Source organism: Winogradskyella sp. J14-2 (assembly GCF_001971725.1).
Lineage (GTDB): Bacteria > Bacteroidota > Bacteroidia > Flavobacteriales > Flavobacteriaceae > Winogradskyella.
Genome location: NZ_CP019388.1, coordinates 1,198,797 through 1,223,688, shown reverse-complemented (window position 1 = coordinate 1,223,688; position 24,892 = coordinate 1,198,797). Strand labels below are relative to the sequence as shown.

General features: G+C 35.3%; 21 protein-coding genes. 12 read left to right on the top strand and 9 right to left on the bottom strand.

Annotation, left to right across the window (positions count from 1 at the left end; all coding sequences use genetic code 11):
* The first annotated feature begins 1 nt into the window (after nt 1).
* From BWZ20_RS05700 to BWZ20_RS05680, 5 genes are all read left to right on the top strand, one after another.
* On the top strand, nt 2–2,236 hold the full coding sequence (locus BWZ20_RS05700; RefSeq protein WP_076617520.1) for a TonB-dependent receptor: 2,235 nt from the start codon (nt 2–4) through the stop codon (nt 2,234–2,236).
* Nucleotides 2,237–2,356: 120 nt separating this feature from the next.
* Nucleotides 2,357–2,734, top strand: a complete 378-nt coding sequence (locus BWZ20_RS05695; RefSeq protein ID WP_076617518.1) for a heavy-metal-associated domain-containing protein — start codon at nt 2,357–2,359, stop codon at nt 2,732–2,734.
* A gap of 216 nt (nt 2,735–2,950) precedes the next feature.
* On the top strand, nt 2,951–4,288 hold the full coding sequence (locus tag BWZ20_RS05690) for an amidohydrolase (RefSeq protein ID WP_076617515.1): 1,338 nt from the start codon (nt 2,951–2,953) through the stop codon (nt 4,286–4,288).
* Nucleotides 4,289–4,294: 6 nt separating this feature from the next.
* The gene (locus BWZ20_RS05685; RefSeq protein ID WP_076617512.1) at nt 4,295–6,013 is read left to right on the top strand and encodes an amidohydrolase; all 1,719 of its coding nucleotides are present in this window, start codon (nt 4,295–4,297) and stop codon (nt 6,011–6,013) included.
* Nucleotides 6,014–6,103: 90 nt separating this feature from the next.
* On the top strand, nt 6,104–6,448 hold the full coding sequence (locus BWZ20_RS05680) for an MliC family protein (RefSeq protein ID WP_076617509.1): 345 nt from the start codon (nt 6,104–6,106) through the stop codon (nt 6,446–6,448).
* Nucleotides 6,449–6,600: 152 nt separating this feature from the next.
* On the opposite strand, the gene groL is transcribed toward BWZ20_RS05680, so the two are convergent.
* From groL to miaB, 9 genes are all read right to left on the bottom strand, one after another.
* Complete coding sequence (gene groL, locus BWZ20_RS05675; RefSeq protein WP_076617506.1) at nt 6,601–8,232, bottom strand: chaperonin GroEL; 1,632 nt, start codon at nt 8,230–8,232, stop codon at nt 6,601–6,603.
* 113 nt (nt 8,233–8,345) lie between these two features.
* Complete coding sequence (groES, locus tag BWZ20_RS05670) at nt 8,346–8,621, bottom strand: co-chaperone GroES (protein ID WP_076617502.1); 276 nt, start codon at nt 8,619–8,621, stop codon at nt 8,346–8,348.
* A gap of 168 nt (nt 8,622–8,789) precedes the next feature.
* Nucleotides 8,790–9,137, bottom strand: coding sequence for a preprotein translocase subunit SecG (gene secG / locus BWZ20_RS05665; RefSeq protein WP_076617499.1), 348 nt, complete (start codon nt 9,135–9,137; stop codon nt 8,790–8,792).
* 1 nt (nt 9,138) lies between these two features.
* On the bottom strand, nt 9,139–10,062 hold the full coding sequence (locus BWZ20_RS05660; protein WP_076617495.1) for a hypothetical protein: 924 nt from the start codon (nt 10,060–10,062) through the stop codon (nt 9,139–9,141).
* 3 nt (nt 10,063–10,065) lie between these two features.
* Nucleotides 10,066–10,569 carry an LptE family protein gene (locus tag BWZ20_RS05655; RefSeq protein ID WP_076617491.1) on the bottom strand — a complete coding sequence of 168 codons (504 nt, stop codon included), beginning with the start codon at nt 10,567–10,569 and terminating at the stop codon, nt 10,066–10,068.
* 64 nt (nt 10,570–10,633) lie between these two features.
* Nucleotides 10,634–11,899, bottom strand: a complete 1,266-nt coding sequence (locus BWZ20_RS05650; protein WP_076617488.1) for a sigma-54 interaction domain-containing protein — start codon at nt 11,897–11,899, stop codon at nt 10,634–10,636.
* A 101-nt stretch (nt 11,900–12,000) separates the two neighbouring features.
* Nucleotides 12,001–13,077, bottom strand: coding sequence for a hypothetical protein (locus BWZ20_RS05645; RefSeq protein ID WP_076617485.1), 1,077 nt, complete (start codon nt 13,075–13,077; stop codon nt 12,001–12,003).
* A 24-nt stretch (nt 13,078–13,101) separates the two neighbouring features.
* Entirely contained in the window at nt 13,102–14,049 is a 948-nt protein-coding gene (locus tag BWZ20_RS05640) for a hypothetical protein (protein ID WP_076617481.1), read from the bottom strand.
* A gap of 11 nt (nt 14,050–14,060) precedes the next feature.
* Nucleotides 14,061–15,509: a tRNA (N6-isopentenyl adenosine(37)-C2)-methylthiotransferase MiaB gene (gene miaB, locus BWZ20_RS05635; protein WP_076617477.1), complete on the bottom strand. Its 1,449-nt coding sequence runs from the start codon at nt 15,507–15,509 to the stop codon at nt 14,061–14,063.
* A 194-nt stretch (nt 15,510–15,703) separates the two neighbouring features.
* Here miaB and BWZ20_RS05630 point away from each other — a divergent pair, with 194 nt between their 5' ends.
* From BWZ20_RS05630 to gldN, 7 genes are all read left to right on the top strand, one after another.
* Nucleotides 15,704–16,147, top strand: coding sequence for a hypothetical protein (locus BWZ20_RS05630; RefSeq protein ID WP_076617474.1), 444 nt, complete (start codon nt 15,704–15,706; stop codon nt 16,145–16,147).
* A gap of 150 nt (nt 16,148–16,297) precedes the next feature.
* A complete protein-coding gene (topA, locus tag BWZ20_RS05625; RefSeq protein WP_076617471.1) occupies nt 16,298–18,805 on the top strand; it encodes a type I DNA topoisomerase in 2,508 nt (835 codons plus the stop codon).
* Nucleotides 18,806–18,811: 6 nt separating this feature from the next.
* Nucleotides 18,812–19,978, top strand: a complete 1,167-nt coding sequence (locus BWZ20_RS05620) for a formimidoylglutamase (RefSeq protein ID WP_076617468.1) — start codon at nt 18,812–18,814, stop codon at nt 19,976–19,978.
* A gap of 160 nt (nt 19,979–20,138) precedes the next feature.
* The gene (gene gldK / locus BWZ20_RS05615; RefSeq protein WP_076617466.1) at nt 20,139–21,491 is read left to right on the top strand and encodes a gliding motility lipoprotein GldK; all 1,353 of its coding nucleotides are present in this window, start codon (nt 20,139–20,141) and stop codon (nt 21,489–21,491) included.
* Between the two features lie 85 nt (nt 21,492–21,576).
* Nucleotides 21,577–22,209 carry a gliding motility protein GldL gene (gene gldL, locus BWZ20_RS05610; protein ID WP_076617463.1) on the top strand — a complete coding sequence of 211 codons (633 nt, stop codon included), beginning with the start codon at nt 21,577–21,579 and terminating at the stop codon, nt 22,207–22,209.
* Between the two features lie 50 nt (nt 22,210–22,259).
* Nucleotides 22,260–23,846: a gliding motility protein GldM gene (gldM, locus tag BWZ20_RS05605; protein ID WP_076617459.1), complete on the top strand. Its 1,587-nt coding sequence runs from the start codon at nt 22,260–22,262 to the stop codon at nt 23,844–23,846.
* 60 nt (nt 23,847–23,906) lie between these two features.
* Nucleotides 23,907–24,815 carry a gliding motility protein GldN gene (gene gldN / locus BWZ20_RS05600; RefSeq protein ID WP_076617456.1) on the top strand — a complete coding sequence of 303 codons (909 nt, stop codon included), beginning with the start codon at nt 23,907–23,909 and terminating at the stop codon, nt 24,813–24,815.
* Nucleotides 24,816–24,892 lie beyond the last annotated feature (77 nt).

The following is a 24,892-nucleotide window of genomic DNA, read 5'->3' as shown; positions in this document are numbered from 1 at the left end:
TATGAAGAAGTTATTTATAATTTTTATGGTTGGCCCGTTGTTTTTGTTTTCGCAAGACACGTTAGAGGGTGTGGTTTTAGAAACAAGTACAGGTAAGGAAATGCCTTTGCCAGGCGCCAATGTGTATTGGTTGGGCTCATCAGTAGGGTCAATAACTAATGATGACGGTACCTTTTCCTTACCATATAAATTTTCCTTCAATAAATTGGTTATTAGTTATGTTGGTTTTAAAACAGATACATTAATTGTAACAAAAAATAGTTATATAAGGCATGTCTTACAGCCTTCAGACGAGTTAGATGCGGTTACTGTTACAGTAAGAAAACAAGCAACATCAAGGTCGTTTTTAAAGGCTACCAATACCATGACAGTAAGTAGTGAGGAATTGCTAAAAGCAGCATGCTGTAATCTATCCGAGAGTTTTGAAACCAATCCGTCCATCGACGTCAATTTTGCCGATGCCGTTTCGGGTACGAGACAGATTAAAATGCTCGGTTTAGATTCGCCCTATATTTTAATTACGACCGAAAATATTCCTGCCATACGTGGTGCATCTCAAGCTTATGGACTCAGTTTTATTCCTGGTACTTGGGTAGAAAGTATTCAAATTACCAAAGGATCTGGTAGTGTAGTTAACGGTTTTGAGAGTATTGCTGGCCAAATTAACACAGAGTTGGTAAAGCCTACCACAGACAATAAAGTTTATGTTAATTTGTATGCTGCTTCTAACGAGCGCTTTGAGCTCAATACACATCTCAATACAAAAGTATCGGACAAGTGGAGCACAGGTTTGTACATTCATGGCAACACGCACCAGCAAAAACACGATGTAAATGATGATGGCTTTTTGGATATGCCTTTGTATAATCAAATTAATGTAATGAACCGTTGGCAATATACCAATGGCGAAAAAGGAATTGTGAGCTTTATTAATCTGCGCTATTTGAATGACGAAAAACAGTCAGGACAGGTAAACTTTAATCCAGATACTGATAAATTTACCACCAATGCTTGGGGCAGCGAAATTAATACAGAGCGTTTCGAAGTCAATACAAAATTGGGCTATGTAAATCCTGAGATTCCGTATCAAAGTTTAGGGTTTCAAACCTCGTTTAGCCACCACAAGCAAGATTCTTATTTTGGTCTTAATCTTTATGATATTGAGCATAATAGTTTTTATTCTAATTTGGTATACAATAGTATTATTTCAGATTCGCGCCACAAAATTAAAACCGGAATGAGTTTCACTTACGACCATTACGATGAGCTAGTAAACACCGACATTTATGAGCGTACCGAAAACTCTGTCGGTGCTTTTTTTGAATATGCTTACGATAATTTAGACAAACTCACTTTAACAGCAGGTTTGCGTGCCGATCAGCACAATAGATTTGGCTTTTTTATAACACCAAGATTGCACGTGCGTTATACGCCTTGGGAAAAGTCGGCATGGCGTTTTTCTGTTGGAAGAGGTAAGCGAAGTGCCAATATTTTTGCCGAAACCCAGAACCTGTTTGCCAGCTCAAGACAAATTAATATTGCCAATGCTGGTGGAAAAATTTACGGCCTAGATCCTGAAATTGCCTGGAATTACGGCATTAGTTATCTGCAAGGTTTCAATTTATTTGGACGAAAAGCAGACATTACGTTCGATTTTTACCGTACCGATTTTCAAAATCAGGTAGTGGTAGATTGGGAAAACCCTTTTGAAATTAATTTTTACAATCTTGAAGGCGATAGTTATGCGAATAGTTTTCAGTTTGAATTTAATTATAATGCTTTTGAAGGCTTCGATTTACGTACAGCTTACAAATATTACGATGTAAAAACGCAATACCGATCGGGTTTGTTAGAAAAACCATTTATTCCACAACATCGTGTGTTTGCCAACGCATCGTACGAAACTGATGTACAGGAAAACGGAGCGCAATGGAAATTTGATGCCACGTACAACTGGCTAGATTCGCAACGTTTTCCAAATACGGCATTAAGTCCGCCAGAATTTCAGTTAGATGCCTATTCGCCAACATTGGCTACTTTAAATTTACAGGTCACTAAAGTGTTTTCGCCTAAATTCGAAATGTATTTAGGTGGAGAAAACGTGACCAATGTGAGACAATCGCGTCCAATATTAAGTGCAGAAAATCCATTTGGTTCAAATTTTGATAGTAACTTTGTATATGGGCCAATTTTTGGAAGCATGTATTATGCTGGGTTGCGTTATAAAATAAAATAACCAATTCTGGTAAAATCAGGAATCTGATAGATAAAAACTAAAAACAAACAAATAAAAATAAAACGAAGTTTAATTATTAAAAAATGAATCCCCTTTCCTTTAAAAAGGGTTATGAATAGAATGAAAAAACTAATTTTAATTTTTACAGTAGTGCTGACCACAGCAACCTTTGCCCAAAACAAAAATGCTAAAGCCTCTATGGAAGTAGATGGAGTTTGCGGTATGTGCAAAGAACGCATAGAAAAAGCAGCCATTAGAACCAAAGGAGTAAAATCTGCCGTTTGGAATGTTGATACGCACGAGCTAAAACTCATTTACGATGAGCGCAAAACCGATTTAGAAAAAATTGCTAAAAAAATTGCGTCCGTGGGTCATGATACCAAAGCGATTAAAGCAACGGAAGAAGCTTATAATTCCGTACATCCATGCTGCAAATATCGCGATAAGGATGTGGTTAAGGATCATGAAGGGGAGAAAACAACTAGTGGAAACAATTAACATGGTGAGTTAAGCCAATATAATTACGCTACATATATTCTATTAATTTGTTTTCAAAAGTTGAAACTGAATATTAAAAAGGTTTTTCGTTCAAGAATGTAAATTTTTGCGAAAACCTTTTTTTGTGAACTTGTCATTGTAAAAATTTTCTTCGACATTTGTCTCTATTACAGATTGTTAAAAAAAAATTATAAACTATAACAACTTTAACTATTTATGAAAAAGAATGTCGTACTTATCGTTATCGCTATTTTTACGCAATCCATGTTATTAACTGCTCAAATAAATTCTGAGGTTATCTCTGAGGCAGTAGAAAAAAATAACGAAAAATTTGTAAAAATTTTTAAAGAGATCCATCAAAACCCTGAGCTTGGTTTTTCTGAAGTAAAAACCGCAGCTATTGTAGCTAAAGAGCTAAAATCTTATGGTTATAAAGTTACAGAAGGCATCGCTAAAACAGGAGTTGCAGGTGTAATGAAAAATGGAGAAGGTCCAATAGTTATGTATAGGGCAGATATGGATGCTAATGCAGTAAAGGAATTAACAGATTTACCATACAAAAGCACGGTTATTGCAAAAAAAGAGGATGGAAGCGAAACACCAGTAGCGCATGCTTGCGGACACGACTCTCACACCACTTGGTTAATGTCAACGGCCAAGTTTATGGCAGAGCATAAAACCATGTGGAAAGGCACGATTATATTTATTGCACAACCAGCAGAAGAACTGATTTTGGGAGCTCAAGCCATGGTTAAGGATGGCCTTTACACTAAACATGGTATTCCAAAACCAGATTACTTATTTGGTATTCATGCCATGCCATTTCCTGTAGGTGTTGTTGCAGCAGCCTCAGGTATAAGAATGGCAGGGACAGATCAGCTCGATGTTACTTTTTATGGTGTTGGTGGTCACGGATCTAATCCACAACTCACCAAAGATCCCATCCTTATGGCAGCATCGGCTATTATGCAATACCAAGCTATTGTTAGTAGAGCTATTGATCCAAAAAATTCGGCAGTATTAACCGTAGGTGCTATTGAAGCAGGAAAAGATAATAATGTTATCCCAGAAGAGGCACTTTTAAAAATTAATTTGAGATGGTTTAGCGAAAAGGACAGAAACCTTATGATTGAAGGTATAAAACGCATAAACAAAAGTATTGCTGTTGCCTATGGTTTACCCGAAGATAAAATGCCAACAATGACCATGAAGGGTTGGTCATATCCACTAGAAAACGAACCAAAATTAACCGAAACTGTTAGGGAAGCACTTTACCCTTTAGTGAAGGATAAAAAAATGGTTTTGGATGAAACTGTTCTACCATCTGTAATGGGATCTGAAGATTTGCATCACTTGGTTATAGAAAACGAAAAAAACGATTGTGTTTTTATAAACGTTGGTGTTGCAGAACCGAAGCGTTTTGAGGAGGCCATGAAAAAAGGAACATTGCCATTTGCAAACCACAACGGAAATTTTGAAATAGATTTAGCAGCAATACCTTACGGTTCTAAAGTTGCTGTTACGGCAGTTTTGACTATTTTTAATAAAAATTAAAATTCAATGTTTAAAAATTCAATTTATTTCATTTTTGTTAGTTCACTTTTGGCTTTAGTAAGTTGCAAGCCAAATGCAGAAAAAGCAGCCTCAGATAGTGCTGCAAATACCATTTACTATAATGGAGATATCATAACTATGGTAGGTGAAAAACCTCAGTATGTAGAAGCCATAGCAGTAAAAGATGGCCTTATTCAAAAGGTTGGGAAAAAAGATGCCGTTTTAGAATTGCAAGGCGATAGTACTAAGGTGATAGATCTTAAGGGAAAAACGATGTTTCCTGGCTTTATTGATGCCCATGCGCATTTCTTCGGTTTTGGGCCTCAAGCTTCTGGAGCTAACCTTTTGCCTCCGCCAGACGGAAAGGTTAAAAATATAGAAGGTTTAATAAACGAACTAAAAACTTGGGCAACACCCGAAAATATTGAGTTAACAGGTTGGATTTACGGTTTGGGTTTTGACGACTCGCAACTAGAAGAACAACGATTTCCTACCAAAGAAGATTTAGATAAAGTATCAACAACGCATCCTATATTAATATTACACATTTCGGGTCATTTTTGTGTTATGAACAGTAAAGGGCTAGAAATGGTTGGTATTACAGCAGATATGCCAGATCCTGAAGGAGGTGTAGTTAGACGTATGCCAAATAGCAGGGAACCAAATGGTGTATTAGAGGAAATGGCAGCAATTCCATATATGGCACAAGCCATAACTCCAAAAACACCCGAAAAAATGGCCATGCAAGCCAAGGCTGGTTTAGAAATGGCAAAAAGCTACGGCTACACCACAGCCCAAGAAGGAAAAGCCATGGAACAGCACGAGCTTTTAGCCGCTTTTGCTGAAAAGGGTTTGTTTGATATTGATATTGTTTCTTATGTAGATCATACCAAATCAGACTATCTTAACAGTAAATGGTATTCTAAATCTTATAATAACCATTACAGAATTGGTGGCATAAAAATGACATTAGACGGTTCGCCTCAAGGTAGAACTGCTTGGAGAACAACTCCGTATTTATTACCTCCAGATGGAGCATCAAAAGATTATAAAGGCTATCCGGCAATCCCGGACGATAATGATGTAGCAGACGTCTATAAAATGGCTTATAAAAATGATTGGCAAATTTTAAGCCATGCCAATGGTGATGCTGCTGTGGACCAAATGATAAAAGGCTTACAAATGGCCGAAAAAGAATATGGCTCAAAAGATTTACGAAACGTACTTATTCATGGCCAGTATGTTAGGAAAGATCAATTAGATTCCTTAAAACCACTTAATGTCATAGCGTCATTGTTTCCTTTGCATACGTTTTATTGGGGAGATTGGCATACGCAGCTCATTGGTGAAGACTTGGTACAAGGCATAAGCCCTACACGGACTGCTTTAGATAAAGGCCTAAAAATCACCATCCATACCGATGCACCTGTGGCGCTTCCAAATTTAATGCGCATGGTTTGGACAGCCGTAAGCCGCACGTCTCGAAGTGGTAAAACGATTGGTGCAGATGAGCGCTTAACACCTTACGAAGCCATGAAATGCCTTACCGAATGGAGTGCTTACCAGCATTGGGAAGACGATAAAAAAGGAACCTTAGAAGAAGGTAAATTGGCAGATTTGGTGGTGCTTACAGACAACCCTTTAAAAGTTGAGGTTGATGCCATTAAGGATATTGAAGTGCTTAAAACTATAAAAGAAGGTAAGCTGATTTTTGAACGTGAATAACGTCCCTTAACACAACACGCATTAAACATATCATATTAAACCACTATAACGCATTTATTTAAAAAAAGTAAAATCATAACATAACAACCAATGAAATCAATCCTCTTAAAAATTACAGCTGTGATATTGATTACAGCATCGTTTTCTTGTAAAGAATCATCCGAAACGCAAAAGGATGCTAATGCTACAACCGAAACCGTTACTACAAATGAAACCGTAAAAAAGACCTACAAAGACGCCAATGGCAATACGATGCATTTAGAATTTAACAATGAAGAAGGCATGGTAACCGTAACCTTTGATTCTGAAACATTTCAGTTAAAAGATCAGCGTCCTGCTTCAGGAATGTGGTACAAAAACGATACTTACGAATTACGTGGTAAAGGCGAAACGTTTGAACTCAGCAAAAACGGATCGGTTGTATTTAGCAATTAGATATGCCTAAAACTAAGTCTTAGAGTTTAGCTTACTCATTAGGTTTCCACAAAATAAAAGCCTTTGATGAAAATCAAAGGCTTTATTTCTAATACACTTTACCGCAAAAGTTATATGCAGAAAGTTGAGTTGTAGTTCATCTATGCTACCGACTACATCATGCCTGGCATTCCGCCTCCACCCATTGGTGGCATTGCAGGAGCATCTTCTTTAATATCAACTAAAGCACATTCCGTAGTTAAGATCATGCCAGCAACTGAAGCGGCATTTTCTAAAGCAATACGTGTTACTTTTTTAGGATCAATAATTCCTGCTTTAAGCATATCTACGTATTCCTCAGATTTGGCATCGTAACCAAAGTCTTTTTTGCCTTCTAGTACTTTATTGATAACAACAGAACCTTCACCACCTGCATTTTCAACAATGGTACGTAGTGGAGACTCAATGGCTTTGTTAACAATTTGAACTCCCGTAGTTTCGTCTAAGTTATCGGTTGTAAGTTTCTCAAGTACTTTTTTAGCACGTACTAAAGCAACACCACCACCAGCAACAATACCTTCTTCAACGGCAGCACGTGTAGCATGTAATGCATCGTCCACACGGTCTTTCTTCTCTTTCATTTCAACTTCAGAGGCAGCACCTACGTAAAGTACGGCAACACCTCCAGCAAGTTTTGCTAAACGTTCTTGAAGTTTCTCCTTATCATAATCAGACGTGGTTGTTTCAATCTGTGCTTTAATTTGGTTTACTCTGGCCTTAATGTCAGCTGCTTTGCCTGCACCATTAACAATCGTTGTGTTGTCTTTGTCAATAGTCACCGTTTCTGCAGAACCTAACATAGAAAGGTCAGCATTCTCTAAAGAGAAACCACGTTCTTCAGAAATTACCACACCACCAGTAAGGATAGCGATATCTTCTAACATGGCTTTACGTCTGTCGCCAAATCCTGGTGCTTTTACTGCAGCGATTTTTAAGCCACCACGTAATTTGTTGACGACTAAGGTTGCTAAGGCTTGGCCTTCAACATCTTCGGCAATAATTAATAACGGACGTCCAGATTGTGCTACAGGCTCTAAGATTGGAAGAATTTCCTGTAAGTTAGAAATCTTCTTATCGAATAATAAAATGTACGGATTTTCTAAATCTGCTACCATTTTATCAGAATCTGTAACAAAGTAAGGAGACAGGTAACCACGATCAAACTGCATACCTTCTACAACATCTACATAAGTGTCCATACCTTTGGCTTCTTCAACCGTAATAACACCTTCCTTACCCACTTTACCAAAAGCTTTGGCGATTAATTCGCCAATAGTATCGTCGTTATTTGCAGAGATGGCAGCCACTTGTTTAATTTTATCAGACGAGCTTCCAACTTTTTGAGACTGCTTGTCCAAATCTTTTACAATGGCTTCAACAGCTTTGTCAATACCACGTTTTAAATCCATAGGATTGGCACCAGCAGCTACGTTTTTAAGACCTTCCTTAACAATGGCTTGTGCCAAAACGGTAGCGGTTGTGGTACCATCACCTGCTAAATCGTTGGTTTTAGAAGCGACTTCTTTTACCATTTGCGCTCCCATGTTTTCAAGCTCGTTTTCGAGCTCAATTTCTTTTGCTACAGAAACACCATCTTTGGTGACTTGAGGTGCACCAAAGGATTTGCCAATAATAACGTTACGACCTTTTGGCCCTAAAGTTACTTTTACTGCATTTGCTAAAGCATCTACACCACGTTTTAACCCGTCGCGTGCGTCAATATCGAATTTTATATCTTTTGCCATTTTTATAAATTTTGTTATTAGCTGTTAGCCATTGGCTATGAGCTAAAATGTTAGTTTTTATTTTTTCTTTTGATGAATTAGCAAGAGGTTACGAGCCTATTGCTAAAGGCGAATTAAATAATCGCCAATATGTCGCTTTCGCGCATCATTAAATAGTCTTTTCCTTCAAGTTTAAGGTCTGTACCACCATACTTTCCGTAAAGTACAGTATCACCAACTTTTACAGTTAAAGGTTCATCTTTTTTGCCATTGCCAATAGCAACAACAGTTCCCTTTTGCGGTTTTTCTTTGGCGTTATCTGGAATAATAATACCAGAAGCTGTTTTGGTTTCAGCTTCCATCGGTTCTACAAGAACGCGGTCTGCTAAAGGTTTAATGTTTAAGCCCATTTGTTATATGTTTTAGTTATTTAAAATTTGTTAATATGCTATCCTATTATTCGAAAATTATGCCAATACAATAAGACTGACAAACTTTCAGATATTACTGTTGGAATTTACAGATATAAAAAAAGCCAACTTTTAAAGTTGGCTTTTCATTATTGTACGAGAGAAGTATTACTTCCCTTCAGTATCGTTTGTTGTAGAAGCATCTTCTGTACTAGACGGATTAGAAATTGGCATTTCTGTAGCTTCGGTTTCATCTAAAGCTTTAGAATCTACATTGTTACCAGAATCAATAGTAAGGTTAGAGGCAAGGATTAATACAATTAATGCCGCTCCTAAAAACCACGTACTCTTGTCTAAGAAGTCTCCTGTTTTCTTAACACCACCTAATTGTTGTGTGCCACCACCACCAAAAGAAGATGACAAACCTCCGCCTTTAGGGTTTTGTACCATAATTACTACGACTAATAAAAATGCAACGATTACTATTAAAACTAAAAATATTGTAAATGCACTCATTTTATATTGTGTTATTATCTTTTAATTCTTCTACCAATTTTATTTGGTCTGCAAAGAAACTACTTTTTTCTGGATATTTCAAACTTAAAATTTTATAAGATTGAATGGCCTTATCATAGTTTTTTTGTTCTAGATAAATTCTTGCTAAAGTTTCTGTCATTAAGCTGTCAGAAACGTCATTATCATTGTTTACCAACTTGGGTTTTGGTGTGTTACTTGTAACGGGTTTTATCTTAGGATTTTCGCTAATAAACTTATCAATAAGATCTAGTTTATTGGCTAATGGTTGTGTTGTATCCTCTTTCTGAGTATTTAAAATTTTAGCTTTGGTTGTTCTTTCAATAGGTTTAAAACTTGTGATTTTTAGCCACTCGGTAAAAGAGTGGCTTTCGTTTTTATCAAACTCTAGTGGTTTGCCAATATTTAGTTTTTCTTCTGGTGTTATGTTTTTAACGTCAACCGCAATGATGGAATCTTCAATTTTAGGAGTTTCTACTTTTAAGATCTTAGTCGGTTTAGCTTCAAATAGGTTTGGATCTAAAACACCTTCGGTTGCTTTAATGTGTTCTTTTAATGCATCATCAATAGTCACGCTTTTGTTAACTGAAATATCGTCAACTTCATTAACGTCTATAGATTTAATGTATTCTAAGTTTTGTTTGATTTGATTAGAAATTTCATTTTGGTTAAACACTTCTGAAGTGATATAATCGAACAAAACACTTCTGTCTGCGGTATGTGCGGCAGTGACCTTAAGTGCATTATTATACTTGTAGCTTTCTTTTTGTTTAAGGCCTTTTAAGTATAGGGCACGTAGTGGTTGAAAGTAAGGATGCTCATTAATTTTAGCCATAAGCGCATCGGTTTGCGCAGCTGTAACAGCTTCAGGATGCTGAAGTAGATATGTTAATTCATTAATTTGCATATGTTACCAATTGGCTAAAGACGCATTAAAAATGTCTTGTGTAAGGCGCTCAAAAATAAAGGCATGTACTTCGTCTTTAAATGCACCTATTAATTGTTCGTCGGCACCATAATCTCTAAAAAAAGAAAAACGTGTTTCAAAATCTTTTTCTGAATCTAAGCTATTAAAGTAGCGAACGTTGACACTAATGGTTAAACGGTTTTGGGCTGCTCTACTATCTGAGGTAGCGGTCATTGGTGCAATTCTGTATTCTACAATTTCACCTTCAAATAGTAAATCTCCACCCGTATTTACAAGATTTAGACTTGTTTGATTTTGAATTAAGTCTTGCAAAGCATTTGTGAAGTCTATGTCTAAACCTGGCTCAACAAGTTCAGCATTATTCTGAAAAAAGTTGACCTGAAATGTCTTTGCGTCTCCAGTATCTGCTCCCGTAAATGAATATATACCACAACCAAATAGGGATATTATAAGAAACAAGGTGCTTATGTATTTAAATAATTTCATGTAGTGTTTTTTGTCTGAACGCCTTAACCTAATTAAATAGTGCTTTTGTTATCTTAATCTTTTCTTAAAGATCGTATTGCTTTATTTTTCTATAAAGTGTACGCTCGCTTATTCCCAATTCGGCAGCAGCCAATTTGCGCTTACCATTATGGCGCTCCAGAGATTTTTTAATGAGCTCCAATTCCTTATCTTGTAAAGATAAGGTTTCTTCTTCTTCAATCTCTTCGGCAAAATGATACTTATCCTCAAGATCCGTAGACGCTGGCTCGTTAATCTCTGCGTGTTCGGGTATGGATAGCACTTCTAAATCTTCAATAGCATTCTCAAAATCATCATCTGTGTCGTTGCCATAGATTTTTTGGATGAGATGCTCGTTATCTTTTTGCACATCAGAAACGCTTCCCGATTTCATTAGCTCCATGGTTAGCTTTTTAAGATCATTCAAATCGCTTTTCATATCGAATAATACCTTATAAAGTATTTCTCTTTCGCTACTAAAATCGCTGTCGGACTTTGAAGAGTTTACCACTGCCGGAAGTGTGCTTCCTGTATTTGGTAAATAATTTTGAAGTGTTACAGCATCGATAGTACGATTGTGTTCTAAAACTGAAACCTGCTCAGCAACATTTCGTAATTGACGAATGTTACCATTCCAACGGTATTTTAAGAGCAATGCTACGGCATCATCCGTTAACTTCACAGTTGGCATTTTATATTTTAGTGCAAAATCGCTGGCAAATTTTCTAAAAAGAATATGAATGTCCTCCTTACGCTCTCGTAAGGCTGGAAGATTAATTTCTATGGTGCTTAAACGATAGTAAAGGTCTTCTCTAAATTTTTCTTTTTTAATGGCTTCAAACATGTTAACGTTTGTAGCCGCTACGATTCTTACATTGGTTTTTTGAACTTTACTAGAACCTACTTTAATAAACTCACCATTTTCTAAAACACGAAGCAAACGTACTTGGGTTGTTAATGGTAATTCACCAACTTCATCTAAAAAGATGGTTCCACCATCAGCGACTTCAAAATAACCAGAACGTGTTTGTGTGGCACCTGTAAACGCACCTTTTTCGTGACCAAACAACTCACTGTCAATCGTACCTTCTGGTATAGCACCACAGTTTACTGCAATGTATTTGCCGTGTTTTCTGTGAGAGAGTTGATGTATAATTTTAGGAATACTTTCTTTACCAACACCACTTTCTCCAGTGACAAGCACAGAAATATCTGTAGCTGCCACTTGAATTGCTTTTTCTATGGCACGATTAAGCTTAGGATCGTTTCCTATAATGCCGAAGCGTTGTTTTATGGCTTGTATGGATTCCATTAGTTTTTTATATCCTTTAATTTAATATTTTGTTATTTATAAATAAAAAATTCATTAAAATGTTTTTGCTAAACCTTAAATTTATTGCGTTTAAGTAAGTTTTAATTTTTGTATTCATACTTATAACGAATAATATTGTTAGAAGAGCCTAAATCTTCAGGCCAATCTGAAGTTGAGTTGAAATTCTCTACAGATACTTCTTTAGATTCAACACTTTTGTCTTTATTATAATTTGTATTGTAATTTATTAGTTGTTTAGTTGACAAATTTGATATTAAAGCTAAATCTTCATCATTAAGATAATCGTTTAATCCTTTTCTAAAGCTATTGTTATAGTGATGTTTGACTATGTTGTTTTGACTTAAGTAATAAGGGTATCTTTCGAGATTTAAATTATATGAATTAAGATTATATCCAAATACGTTGAAAGATGCTAATTCATCAAACAAAATATTATAGAGTAATATCTCAATTTTGTTATTGTTGAATAAATGATTTAATACATTTTTATTTTTATCATACTCATAATTTGATTGATCATAAGAAAAAGTAACATTATTACTCCCTTCTGAAAATCTATAATTTATCCTTTCTTGTGTTTTTATATTACCAAGATTATATTCAAAATTCCAAATTTGTATCCAGACATTTTCAGTGTCGTAATTACTATGTTTTGAACTATAAGTTTTTTTAATCTGTTTAATTTGCTTCTTATGGTCTAGCTCAATTTGAAATTTTATTTTTCTTCTTGATGTAGTATCTGGGTATTCAGATATATTAACAATAATGCTATTTTTATTATAGTCTATATCCATTCTGTAATAACTTTCCTCGTTCTCTCGATGAGAATAATAGAGTTTTATTAGATTTATCTTGTCTTTTTTATAATGGAAAGAAGCATCATATTTTGTGTTTTGATAAATATTAAACTCTTTAAATTCTAGATGGGAAATTTTTCCGTGATTATTGTATTTATAATTCGTTTGATTAGTTAATTCAGGGTTTAAACTATCTTTAAAATGAGAGAGATTTGAACTAGAAGTAACTTTTCCTCCATCAATGATGAATTCATCATAACTTAATGATTCATAAATTTTGAGATTGGTAAGCTTATCAAAATTTTGAGATGAAATATTTTGAAAAATTACTAAAAAAAACAGAGCACAAAAGGACTTCATTGTCAATTATTATAACATGATATTTTAATTAGCGTATGTAAAAATTTCATTGAACCCAGTCGTGAGTGAAACCCCATCTTCTTCTATTGAAATTTCATAGGCTCTTGTACTTATTCTATTAGAGTTGTCATAAGTTACATCGAAATTGTAAAGTTCTCCGTTAATGCTTGTTGCTATACAATTTTTAGAAGCGAAATCATGAGATAGAGCATCTCCTAAAGTATCCTCATAATCGTCATTTAAAATAGAAAGCATATTCCCTAGGTTATATATCTGGTTTGGTATCGGATTTTCAAAATTGTCGTAACTATATGTGATGTTTAGATTGTTATCGCCTGTGGTAATACTAGTTGCGCAATTACCATCTTCATTAAACGTTACGGTTTCTGATAATATAAGGTTGTCATCGTCAAAAGACTCTTTTTTGAAAAATCTATTGTTCTCATCCAATGTAAAAACAGTGCTTATTGTAGTACCAACTTCTGTTCTTGTTATGGTGTTACCATTATAAGAAAAGTTGTATTCGTAGTCCTCTTCATCATCTTCAAAATAATTGTAAGTAATATTTGAAATATTGTTGCCATCATATGTTATTGAAGTAGTATTAGTAGTCTGTCCTAAACTATTTATAGACAAAAAACTTATTACTTGTCCGTCAGAATTTGTTTCAACAGTTTGTGTTTCTGTAACAGTTTGTGTTTCACCTAAAACTGTAGCTGTTGTTTCGATTTCACCATAACCTAAAGAGTTTTCTTCTAAGAAGTAATCTGTTTTTACTATGGTTTCAAAAGGGAATCCAAATAAAGACGTATTAAGTGTAATATCTAATTCGTATTTACTTAATGTTAGATCATTAGAGCTGCCATTTCCGCCACCATTATTTTCACCTCCACTGAAGGCAGGATCTAATGGCTCGTTTTCACAGGCTGTTACTAAGGTAAATGCACAAAATAGTAATAAGATTTTCTTCATTTTTAGATTGATTAAGAGTTGTTTTTTGAATAGCCTACAGCTTCACCAATAAGTGTAGCGCTTGTACAGTCTAAAATTTTCACCATTACGAAATCACCAGGTTTATAATGTTCTTTTGGAAACACTGCAACCATATTCTGACTGTTTCTACCAGACCAGTGTTGGTCTGATTTTTTAGAAGACTTTTCAATAAGAATTTCTTCTACTTTACCAACATGCTGCTGGGTTCTGTATAAGCTATGTCTACGTTGTAAGGCTTGTATTTCGTTAAGGCGTCTTTGTTTAACATCAGCAGGTACGTCATCTTCCATTTTTCTGCCCGCAAGTGTGCCAGGACGCTCAGAGTACGCAAACATAAAACCGTAATCGTATTTTACATAGTCCATTAAGGTTAAAGTATCTTGATGATCTTCTTCTGTTTCGGTTGGGAAACCAGCAATCATATCTTGACTAATGGCTACATCTGGTATGATGCGTCGAATATTATCGATGAGTTCAAAATATTCTTCGCGCGTGTGCAAACGATTCATTTCTTTAAGAATACGGTTGCTTCCGCTCTGTACAGGTAAGTGTATGTAATTACAAATGTTTTCATACTTGGCCATAGTTTCAATAACATCTAATGTCATATCCTGAGGATTAGATGTAGAGAATCTAAAACGCATCTTTGGCTGTGCTTTGGCACAAAGTTCAAGAAGATTGGCAAAATTTACAGCTGTAGCTTTTTGTAATTCTGAAGCTTTCTCAAAATCCTTTTTAAGTCCACCTCCGTACCATAAATAGCTATCAACGTTTTGTCCTAAAAGCGTAACTTCTTTATAGCCTTTATTCCATAAATCGTTTACTTCTTCAATGATGCTTTGAGGGTCTCTACTACGCTCTCTTCCTCTGGTAAAAGGGACTACGCAAAATGTACACATGTTATCGCAACCACGTGTAATTGACACAAACGCACTAACACCATTACTGTTAAGACGCACAGGCGAAATATCTCCATAAGTTTCCTCCTTAGATAAAATAACATTAATGGCTTCTCTACCTTCTTCTACTTCGCTAAGTAAATTAGGTATATCCTTGTAAGCATCAGGCCCAACCACCAAATCAACAATTTTTTCTTCTTCTAAGAATTTTGTTTTTAGACGCTCAGCCATACAACCCAAAACGCCAACTTTCATCTTTGGGTTTTTGCCCTTAATTCTGTCGTAATATTTAAGGCGTTTTCTAACAGTTTGCTCGGCTTTGTCTCTAATTGAGCACGTGTTTACCAAGACTAAATCTGCATCCTCGAGGTTTTGCGTTGTATTATATCCTTGTTCAGACAAGATAGAAGCTACGATTTCGCTATCGCTAAAATTCATTTGGCAGCCATAACTTTCAATAAAAAGCTTTTTTGTGTTGCCATCTTTGTGTTCTAAAATCAAGGCATCACCTTGTTTATTTTCATCAATTATTTTCTCCATACTTTTTAAAACCCTTGCTAGGGATACTTTTAGAAGTCAACAAACATGCAAAGATAGTATTATTTTATAGATTATGACAAAGTGGCAGTTGTAAAAAGTAATTTATAATTGCTTCAAATTATTATTTTTACGAAATTTTCTATTTTTTAACGCAACCCTTTTTATTAATGTCATCTTATCTAAAAATCAAACATATGAAATTTACTAAATTAATAATGTTGTTATTAGTAGTCACCTTATTCTTAAACATGCAATGTGAAGATGATGATTCTACATCTCTTCCGCAGTCTGACTGTGTAAGTTTTGCATTGATTGATGGTTTTTCGTACGAAAATGCTGCAACCAGCCCTCATGTAATTAATAATGTTACCCTTAACGAGGATTGTTTAATAGTTAGTGCAACAGCTACGGCATGTGACGGCAGTACGTGGACCATGCAATTAATGGATTCTGGTGAGATAGAAGAATCTAATCCGCCAGAGCGGTTTGTTAAATTCTTTTTAATTAACGATGAATCTTGTCTCGCTGAGATCAGCAGAACAACCTCTTTTGATTTATCTACATTACAGATTGAAGGCGAGAATGAAATAATAATAAATATAGATAATTACCCAGATCCTATTACTTATAGTTATTAGAAAAATAGATTAGAAAATTAAAGTCTTGTTCTCACAAGGCTTTTTTAGTTTTGTGTGCCAAACAAGCACACGAAAAATAGGGCTATTTAATGCCAAATTAGGATTGTAAATTTATTTTCGCATACATTTGTAACCTCAAAAAAATAAAGAATGTCGAAGAATCTAGTCATTGTCGAGTCACCTGCAAAGGCAAAAACAATAGAGAAATTTTTAGGAAAAGATTATAAGGTTGAGTCAAGTTTTGGGCATATTTCAGATTTACCGTCCAAAGAACTAGGAGTCGATGTAGATGGAGATTTTGAACCGAACTACAAGGTCTCAAAAGACAAGCGCGATGTTGTAAAAAAACTAAAAGCCTTAGCAAAAAAAGCAGAAACAGTTTGGCTAGCAAGTGATGAAGATCGAGAAGGAGAAGCCATAGCATGGCATTTGGCAGAAGCACTAGATTTAGATAAGGAAAAAACGAAGCGTATTGTTTTTCATGAGATTACAAAAAGTGCAATAAATAAAGCTATTGAAAACCCTAGAGCTATTGATTATAACTTAGTAGATGCGCAGCAAGCAAGGCGTGTTTTAGACCGTATTGTAGGTTACGAGTTGTCGCCAGTTTTATGGCGAAAAGTTAAAGGAGGTTTATCTGCAGGTAGAGTACAATCTGTATCTGTAAGGCTTATCGTTGAGCGCGAGCGCGAAATACAAAACTTTAATGCTGAAGCATCCTACAGAGTAGATGCAGAGTTTACATCAGAAGATGGAAAATCATTTAAAGCTAAATTGCCTAAGAATTTTGGTTCAGAAGAAGAGGCTTTAGAATTTTTAAATAATAATAAAGCAGCGACTTATCAAGTAGCCGACCTACAAAAAAAACCAGCAAAAAAATCACCAGCTGCACCTTTTACAACATCTACCTTGCAGCAGGAAGCATCCAGAAAATTGGGCTTCTCAGTAAGTAGAACCATGAGCAATGCACAGCGTTTATACGAAGCCGGTCTTATAACTTATATGAGAACAGATAGTGTTAATCTGTCTGATGAGGCAAGACAAGGCGCTGAGAAAGAGATTACATCGGCTTATGGATCTGAATATAGCAAACCAAGAAATTACAAAGGAAAATCTAAGGGTGCTCAAGAGGCTCACGAAGCAATAAGGCCAACAGATTTTTCTAACCATTCAGTAAATGTAGAACGTGATCAAGCACGACTTTACGATTTAATTTGGAAACGTGCCATTGCATCGCAAATGAGTGAAGCTAAACTAGAGCGCACTAACTTAAAAATTCAAATTAATAGTTCTAATAAAGTAAGTGAGCAATTCTCTGCTAATGGAGAAATCATAACCTTTGATGGATTTTTAAAAGTATACCTAGAAGGTACTGATGATGAAGACGCTGAACAAGATGGTATTTTGCCAGATTTAAAAGTAGGCGAGGAATTAGCTAACAACTATATAACAGCAACACAACGTTTTACCAGACCTCCTTCAAGATTTACAGAAGCATCTTTGGTTAAGCAATTAGAAGAATTAGGTATTGGTAGACCATCCACATACGCACCAACAATTTCTACAATTCAGAATAGAAATTACATAGAAAAAGGGACTCACGAAGGAGATGAAAGAGCCTACAAACAATTAGTCCTTTCAGACCAAAATATTAAAGAAAAGGAGCTTACAGAAAAAGTAGGTTCTAACAAAGGTAAATTAGTGCCAACAGATGTTGGTTTTATTGTTACTGACTTTTTGGTAAATCATTTTGAAAGTATTTTAGATTACAATTTTACAGCAAGAGTAGAAGAGAGTTTTGATGACATTGCAGAAGGTAAAGAAGACTGGAAAGCAATGATGAAAGATTTTTATAAAGGTTTTCATCCTCAGGTTGAAGATGTTAGGGAAAATGCTGAGCGCGAAACAGGCGAACGTATTCTTGGTACAGATCCCAAAACAGGACGCCAAGTAAGTGTGCGTTTAGGTAAATTTGGTCCTATGGTTCAAATAGGTACAGTAGATGAAGAAGAGAAACCACAGTTTGCAAGCTTATTGCCAGATCAGCAGCTTAATACCATTACCTACGAAGAGGCTATGGATTTATTTAAGCTTCCAAAGGCTTTAGGGCACTATAAAGACGATGAAGTTGAGGTTAATGTCGGCCGTTATGGTCCATATGTAAGATATGGTAAAAAGTTTGTATCCTTACCTCAGGGAGTCGATCCATTAAGTGTAGAATTAGATGAAGCCCTAGTATATATTAAAGAGAAAGAAAAGGCAGACGCTCCTATCTACACGTATGAAGGTTTAGAAGTTACAAAAGGCAAAGGGCGTTTTGGTCCATTTATTAAATGGAACAACATGTTTATAAATGTGAATAAAAAATACGATTGGGATAATTTATCTGAACAAGACATTGTAACTTTGATTGAGGATAAAATCCAAAAAGAAAAAGATAAACTTATTCATGTTTGGGAAGAGGAAGGCATTAGAGTAGAAAAAGCACGTTGGGGAAGACACAATGTTATAAAAGGTAAGCAAAAAGTAGAATTAGCTAAGACCGTAGATGTTTCTGATATGACCTTAGAAGAGGCAAAAGCTATTCTAGAGAAAAATGCGCCAAAAAAGAAAACCAAAAAAACCACAAAGAAAAAAACGACCACTAAAAAGAAGTAATACTGTATGAATTTTAATTTTTTAACGCCTGTTTCAGACGCGGTTTTAGCTCACTCAGAACTACTAGCGCAGCAAGCGCTCGGAAAAAAAATCAAAATTCATTCAAAGCAAAATGGTATTCCCGATTTAGACGATGTACAATTAGCCCTCATCGGAGTTTTAGAAAATCGAAACGATGTTAATTATATAGGAGCGCATATTAATTTCGATTCAATAAGAAAAACCCTCTACACTCTATTTCCCGGAAATTGGAGTACAGCTATTGCAGACCTGGGAGATATATTACCTGGCGAATCTGTAGAAGATACCTATTATGCCATCCGCACTGCGATTTCGGTTTTAGTTGAAAAAAATATCATACCAATTATACTCGGTGGAAGCCAAGACTTAACTTATGCCAATTACCGCGCTTACGATAGTTTAATGCCAATGGTTAACGTTGTTAATGTAGATACCAATTTTGATCTGGGCGATGCAAATCTGCCTATAAGAAATAATAGTTATGTTGGTAAAATTATTGTAGAAGAGCCATATAACCTCTTTAACTATTCTACTATAGGATATCAAACCTACTTTAATTCACAAGAAGAAATAGACCTTATGGAGAAGTTATACTTTGAGTCGTATCGTTTAGGCGAAATATCTGCTGATATACACAAAGTAGAACCATTATTAAGAGATGCTCATATAGTTTCTATTGATCTAAAGTCTATAAGAGCTGCTGAGGTAAGTGATAACCTAAAATATTCACCCAATGGGTTTTCTGGAAAGGAAATTTGTGCCATTACACGCTATGCAGGCATAAGTAACAAGGTCTCTTCTTTTGGTATTTATGAATACAGCAACTCCAAAAACGACTCATCTTCCTCAATGCTAATTGCGCAAATGATTTGGTATTTTGTAGAAGGCGTTAACTGTAGGGTTAAAGATGATAATTTTAATAATGAAAAAGAGTTTCAGAAGTATAATGTCTTAGTAGAAGATGATGAACTCATATTCTTTAAAAGTTTAAAAACAGGGCGTTGGTGGATAGAAATTCCTTTTTTACCAGATGTTAATAATAAATTAAAAAAGCATACGTTATTACCATGCATGCATGCTGATTATCTGCTTGCTACTCAGGGTGAACTACCAGAACGTTGGTATAAAGCCTATAGGAAGAACAGCTTTTAAAAAGAACACTTAATCGATAATTTAACATTTTATATATCGACGAAATGCATTTTTTAAGGACGAAATGCAAAAAAAAATCGAAAAAAGTTGTTTTTTAGAAAATATATAAATATGTTTACGACCTTAAATTTTAAGACGACTAATTTAACCTCGAGTTACTATGAATATTAAGAGATTTATTTTACTTACCACTGTATTGGTTTTGGTTGCCAGTTGTAATTCTGGAGACCGCGGACAATTAGTAGGTGTTAGTGGTAAAAAATGGCACCCAGAAAAGCCTTATGGTATGACTTTAGTTCCTGGAGGGGCTTTTATAATGGGTAAATCAGATGACGATATTGCCGGTGTTCAAGATGCTCCTACAAAAACTGCTACTGTACGTGCATTTTACATGGACGAAACTGAGATTACAAATAGCGAGTACAGACAATTTGTATTTTGGGTAAGAGATTCTATTTTGAGGCTTAAACTTGCTGAAATGGCAGATTTAGAAGGTAAAACACCAGGTAATGGAGATATTGGCGAGTTTGCATATTTAGATTCAGATCCAGCCAATCTTAATGCCTATGAAAGCTATATGCTAAATACTTATGGTAACGAACAACGAAAGATAAACCATGATGTAGAATTGATTTACGATACTGATGAATATCCAGATGAGCTATATGCCGAGGTTATGGATGGTATGTATTTGCCATTAGAAGAGTCTTATAACGGACAGAGAACTTGGGATGTAAAACAGTTTAAATTTCAATATACATATATGGACATTGCCAAGGCTGCAAAAGATAGAAGCCTTAAACGCTCTGAAGTAATAGAACAAGAAGAGGTTGAGGTGTATCCAGATACTACAGCTTGGATTAGAGATTTTGCTTATTCTTACAATGAGCCGATGCATAATGACTATTTCTGGCACTCTGCATACGACGGATATCCAGTTGTAGGTGTGTCTTGGAAACAAGCCCAAGCATTTTGCCAATGGAGAACCTTAAAGCATAATAGTTATCAAAAGAGCAAAGGAAAGCAGCCAGTAAATTCTTATAGATTACCATCCGAAGCGGAATGGGAATATGCTGCTCGTGGAGGTTTACAAGGAGCTTCATATCCGTGGGGTGGACCTTACACTAAAAATGATAGAGGTTGCTTTATGGCAAACTTTAAACCATTAAGAGGTGATTATGCAGCTGACCAAGCATTATATACTGTAGAAGCAGATGCTTATGATCCAAATGACTTTAATTTGTACAACATGGCGGGCAATGTGTCAGAGTGGGTAAATGGTTCTTACGATCCTGCTTCATACGAATACATGTCAACTATAAATCCAAATGTAAATGATCCTCAAAATTCTCGTAAGGTTGTAAGAGGTGGATCTTGGAAAGATGTTGCTTATTTCTTACAGGTAAGTTCTAGAGATTATGAGTATGCGGACTCAGCTCGAAGTTATATCGGTTTTAGAACAGTACAAGACTACATGGGTACTGAAGTAACTAAAAATGCAGCGACGAACTAAACTAAACTAAAAAACAATAACCCAAATTAAATTAACCTACTTAAGTTATCATCCATTAACTTAAACTAAAAAAACTAAACAAATTATGGCACAGAAAGGTAAAATCACAGTAACAAACATGGTCTACGGATTGGGAGCAGCAATTGTAATTGTTGGAGCATTATTTAAAATCCAGCACTGGCCTTACGGCTCTTTAATCCTAACGATTGGTATGGTTGTTGAAGCCTTGGTATTTACTTACTCAGCTTTTGAAAGACAACAAGCTGATTTAGATTGGTCTTTAGTATACCCAGAATTAGCAGGTGGTCAATCTTTAGGGAAAAAGAAAAAAGAAGAGCCAAAAGATGCTGAAGGATTATTATCAAAAAAATTAGATAACTTATTAAAAGAAGCTAAAATTGATGGTGAATTAATGGCAAGTTTGGGAAATAGCATTAAAAACTTTGAAGGTGCAGCCAAAGGTATTAGCCCAACAGTAGATTCTATTGCAGCGCAAAAGAAATATGGCGAAGAATTATCTCTAGCAGCAGCTCAAATGGAGTCTTTAAACAGTCTGTACAAAGTGCAAATGGAAAGTGCAAATCGTCAAGCTGCAATAAATGAAGAAGCTGTAGAGAATGCGCAAAAGTTAAAAGAGCAAATGGCCTCTTTAGCATCAAACCTTTCATCATTAAATGGTGTGTATGGCGGAATGCTATCTGCAATGAACAAAAACTAATTAGTTTTTATAACCAATTTAATTAATTAACATTTAAAAACTAATTTACAATGGCAGGAGGAAAATTATCTGCAAGACAGAAAATGATTAACTTAATGTACTTGGTGTTTATCGCTATGATTGCGATGACAACAAGTAAAGAGATATTATCTGCTTTCAGTTTATTTAATACAAAATTTGAAAATGCAAATGAACTAGCGGTTGCATCAAACACGACCCTTTTAAAAGGCTTAGAGAAACAAGCTAGTGAGAAGCCAAAAGACTTTGGAGTGGCTTACAATAATGCTCAGAAAGTGAGCTCTATATCCAACGAGTTTTTCAGCTATTTAGAGTCCCAAAAGGCAATGATTTTAAATAAGGGAAATTACGCTGAGAAATTTAAAGAAGAAGGCGAATTACCGGCCGAAGAAATGGACAAAGGCGATGCTTTAGACGAGTATTGGTTTACAGGAGATCGTATGACTAAAGAAGGACAAGCATTCGTAGACAGAATTAATAAGTACAAAGCAGATATTAAGCAGCTGTTAGGCGATGATGTAGCTTACAATCCAGCAAAAGAAAACTTAGAGCGTCGTTTTAGTACTGCAGACGTTCAAAATAATGACGGTAAAAAACAAACCTGGTTAGATTATAATTTTAAAGGATTTCCAGCTGTAGCTTCTTACACTAAGCTTACAGCAATGCAAAACGATATCAAAGCAACTGAAGCAAATTTATACAATGTGTTTTTAGGAAATACAGTTGATGAAGCTACATCTTTAAAAAACTATACAGCTATCGTTATACCAGATAAGAATGCATTTTTTGCTGGTGAAAAGTTTACTGGATCTGTAGTTTTAGGTAAGTATGCTAACGTAACTCCAACAAAGCTTAAGGTTGGTGATACTGATTTAGATATGAACAGAGAAGGTGCAATAGACTCAACCGGAGCTGCTAGAATAGAATTTACAGTAGGTAACGTTGGTGAGCATGATATTAATGGACAATTTACTTTCTTAGAAAAAGGTGAAGAATTGCCGATTAACTTTAGTGGAAAGTACGTAGTCGTACCAAGACCAAATTCTGCTACAATTTCTGCAGATAAGATGAATGTTGTCTATCGTGGAGTTGCCAATCCAATGACTATTTCATTCGCTGGTATTGCAGATAACAAAGTACAAGCTAGTGGTATAGGATTAAAACCAGTAAGTGGTGCAGGTAAGTATGTTATGAATCCGGGAACTGGTAGTGAGGTAACTATAAACGTTACAGGTACTTTAGATGATGGCTCAAAAGTAAGCGATCGAAAAACCTTTAGAATTAAAGATATTCCTGCGCCAACAGGTGTAATAGCAGGGCAAACAGGTGTAGTAAAGTTACCAAAGCGTAATGTAGAGATAGGTACTGTTGCTGCAAAATTAGACGATTTTGTATTCGATTTACCAATCGAGGTAACTTCGTTTAAAATGAGAGTTCCTGGTCAGCCTACAATTAGTGTTGTGGGTACAAAAATGAATGCTCAAGCTAAGTCTGCTATTCAAAAAGCGAGACGAGGCGATAATATTACAATTTTTGATATTAAGGCAAGAATCCAAGGTAACACAACGTACAGGCTAAAAAACGTTTCACCAGTAATTGTTGAAGTTACAAGTAACTAGCAGAAACAATTAATTAGTTTTAGCAACGTTAAAAAAGAAAGAAACCCAAATAACAATAAGATGAAATTTAAAAGCTTTATATATACTGGATTAATGGTTTTAGCTGCAAATAGTGCTATAGCTCAGGCTAATATCCTAAACGCAAAAATACCTGAAGAAATAGGTATGAAGACTGAAGCTGAATTGCTTTTAGATAACGATGAGCCTCTAGAGTATGGTTATGTAGGTGATAGAGACATCTTATTCTCAAAAATGATTTGGGAAAAAGTTGTACTAGACGAGCGTGTAAATTTCCCGTTATACTTCCCTGTAGAAGGAAATCTTGGGGATGATCGTAAGTCTTTATATAAGGTTTTAATGGAAAATATCGAAAGTGGTATGATTTCCAGGATTTATGGTGATTCTTATTTTACAGAGGAGCGTACGCTTAAGGATATTGAAGCTGCTCTAAAAATGAGAAAAATAACAGATGCAGGTATTGAATACATGAATACCTATGGTGTAGGCGAAGACGAAGTCCCAGAAGAATATGTTATAGAAAGAAACATTGAACCAGCAGATATCAGTTCTTATTTAATTAAAGGGCTATGGTATTTTGATAAGCGTCAAGGAGAGTTGAAATATCGTATTCTTGGTATTGCACCAGCAGCACCAGATGTTAACTTTATAGATTCTGAAGACGAAAGTCAAAAAGCACCAATTCCTATGTTTTGGGTATTCTTCCCAGAGGTAAGAGATATTTTACACGAAGCTAAAGCATTCAACAATGATAATAGTGCTTCTCCAATTTCTTTCGACCACTTACTCAATAGTAGACGTTTCCACGGAATCATCTATAAGGAAGAGAATGTTTATGGAGACAGAGAAGTTAAGGAGTATGTTGCAGATAATGCGTTAATGCAATTATTAGAATCTGAGCGTATCAAAGATAAGATCAGAGATTTTGAACAAGATATGTGGAGTTACTAATAACTCTAAAATATAAAAGAAAACGCTCACTTATTAAGTGGGCGTTTTTTATTTCTATCATTACTGCGTGGGCAAGG

Bases quoted from the DNA above. Each gene is read 5' to 3' on its own strand.
- BWZ20_RS05680 (WP_076617509.1), top strand. From the start codon at position 6,104: ATGAAATCAATCCTCTTAAAAATTACAGCTGTGATATTGATTACAGCA.
- BWZ20_RS05660 (WP_076617495.1), bottom strand. From the start codon at position 10,062: ATGCAAATTAATGAATTAACATATCTACTTCAGCATCCTGAAGCTGTT.
- secG (WP_076617499.1), bottom strand. From the start codon at position 9,137: ATGAGTGCATTTACAATATTTTTAGTTTTAATAGTAATCGTTGCATTT.
- gldN (WP_076617456.1), top strand. From the start codon at position 23,907: ATGAAATTTAAAAGCTTTATATATACTGGATTAATGGTTTTAGCTGCA.
- gldK (WP_076617466.1), top strand. From the start codon at position 20,139: ATGAATATTAAGAGATTTATTTTACTTACCACTGTATTGGTTTTGGTT.
- BWZ20_RS05645 (WP_076617485.1), bottom strand. From the start codon at position 13,077: ATGAAGTCCTTTTGTGCTCTGTTTTTTTTAGTAATTTTTCAAAATATT.
- BWZ20_RS05650 (WP_076617488.1), bottom strand. From the start codon at position 11,899: ATGGAATCCATACAAGCCATAAAACAACGCTTCGGCATTATAGGAAAC.
- miaB (WP_076617477.1), bottom strand. From the start codon at position 15,509: ATGGAGAAAATAATTGATGAAAATAAACAAGGTGATGCCTTGATTTTA.
- BWZ20_RS05620 (WP_076617468.1), top strand. From the start codon at position 18,812: ATGAATTTTAATTTTTTAACGCCTGTTTCAGACGCGGTTTTAGCTCAC.
- groL (WP_076617506.1), bottom strand. From the start codon at position 8,232: ATGGCAAAAGATATAAAATTCGATATTGACGCACGCGACGGGTTAAAA.
- BWZ20_RS05655 (WP_076617491.1), bottom strand. From the start codon at position 10,569: ATGAAATTATTTAAATACATAAGCACCTTGTTTCTTATAATATCCCTA.
- BWZ20_RS05695 (WP_076617518.1), top strand. From the start codon at position 2,357: ATGAAAAAACTAATTTTAATTTTTACAGTAGTGCTGACCACAGCAACC.
- gldM (WP_076617459.1), top strand. From the start codon at position 22,260: ATGGCAGGAGGAAAATTATCTGCAAGACAGAAAATGATTAACTTAATG.
- BWZ20_RS05685 (WP_076617512.1), top strand. From the start codon at position 4,295: ATGTTTAAAAATTCAATTTATTTCATTTTTGTTAGTTCACTTTTGGCT.
- groES (WP_076617502.1), bottom strand. From the start codon at position 8,621: ATGGGCTTAAACATTAAACCTTTAGCAGACCGCGTTCTTGTAGAACCG.
- BWZ20_RS05700 (WP_076617520.1), top strand. From the start codon at position 2: ATGAAGAAGTTATTTATAATTTTTATGGTTGGCCCGTTGTTTTTGTTT.
- BWZ20_RS05690 (WP_076617515.1), top strand. From the start codon at position 2,951: ATGAAAAAGAATGTCGTACTTATCGTTATCGCTATTTTTACGCAATCC.
- BWZ20_RS05640 (WP_076617481.1), bottom strand. From the start codon at position 14,049: ATGAAGAAAATCTTATTACTATTTTGTGCATTTACCTTAGTAACAGCC.
- gldL (WP_076617463.1), top strand. From the start codon at position 21,577: ATGGCACAGAAAGGTAAAATCACAGTAACAAACATGGTCTACGGATTG.
- topA (WP_076617471.1), top strand. From the start codon at position 16,298: ATGTCGAAGAATCTAGTCATTGTCGAGTCACCTGCAAAGGCAAAAACA.
- BWZ20_RS05630 (WP_076617474.1), top strand. From the start codon at position 15,704: ATGAAATTTACTAAATTAATAATGTTGTTATTAGTAGTCACCTTATTC.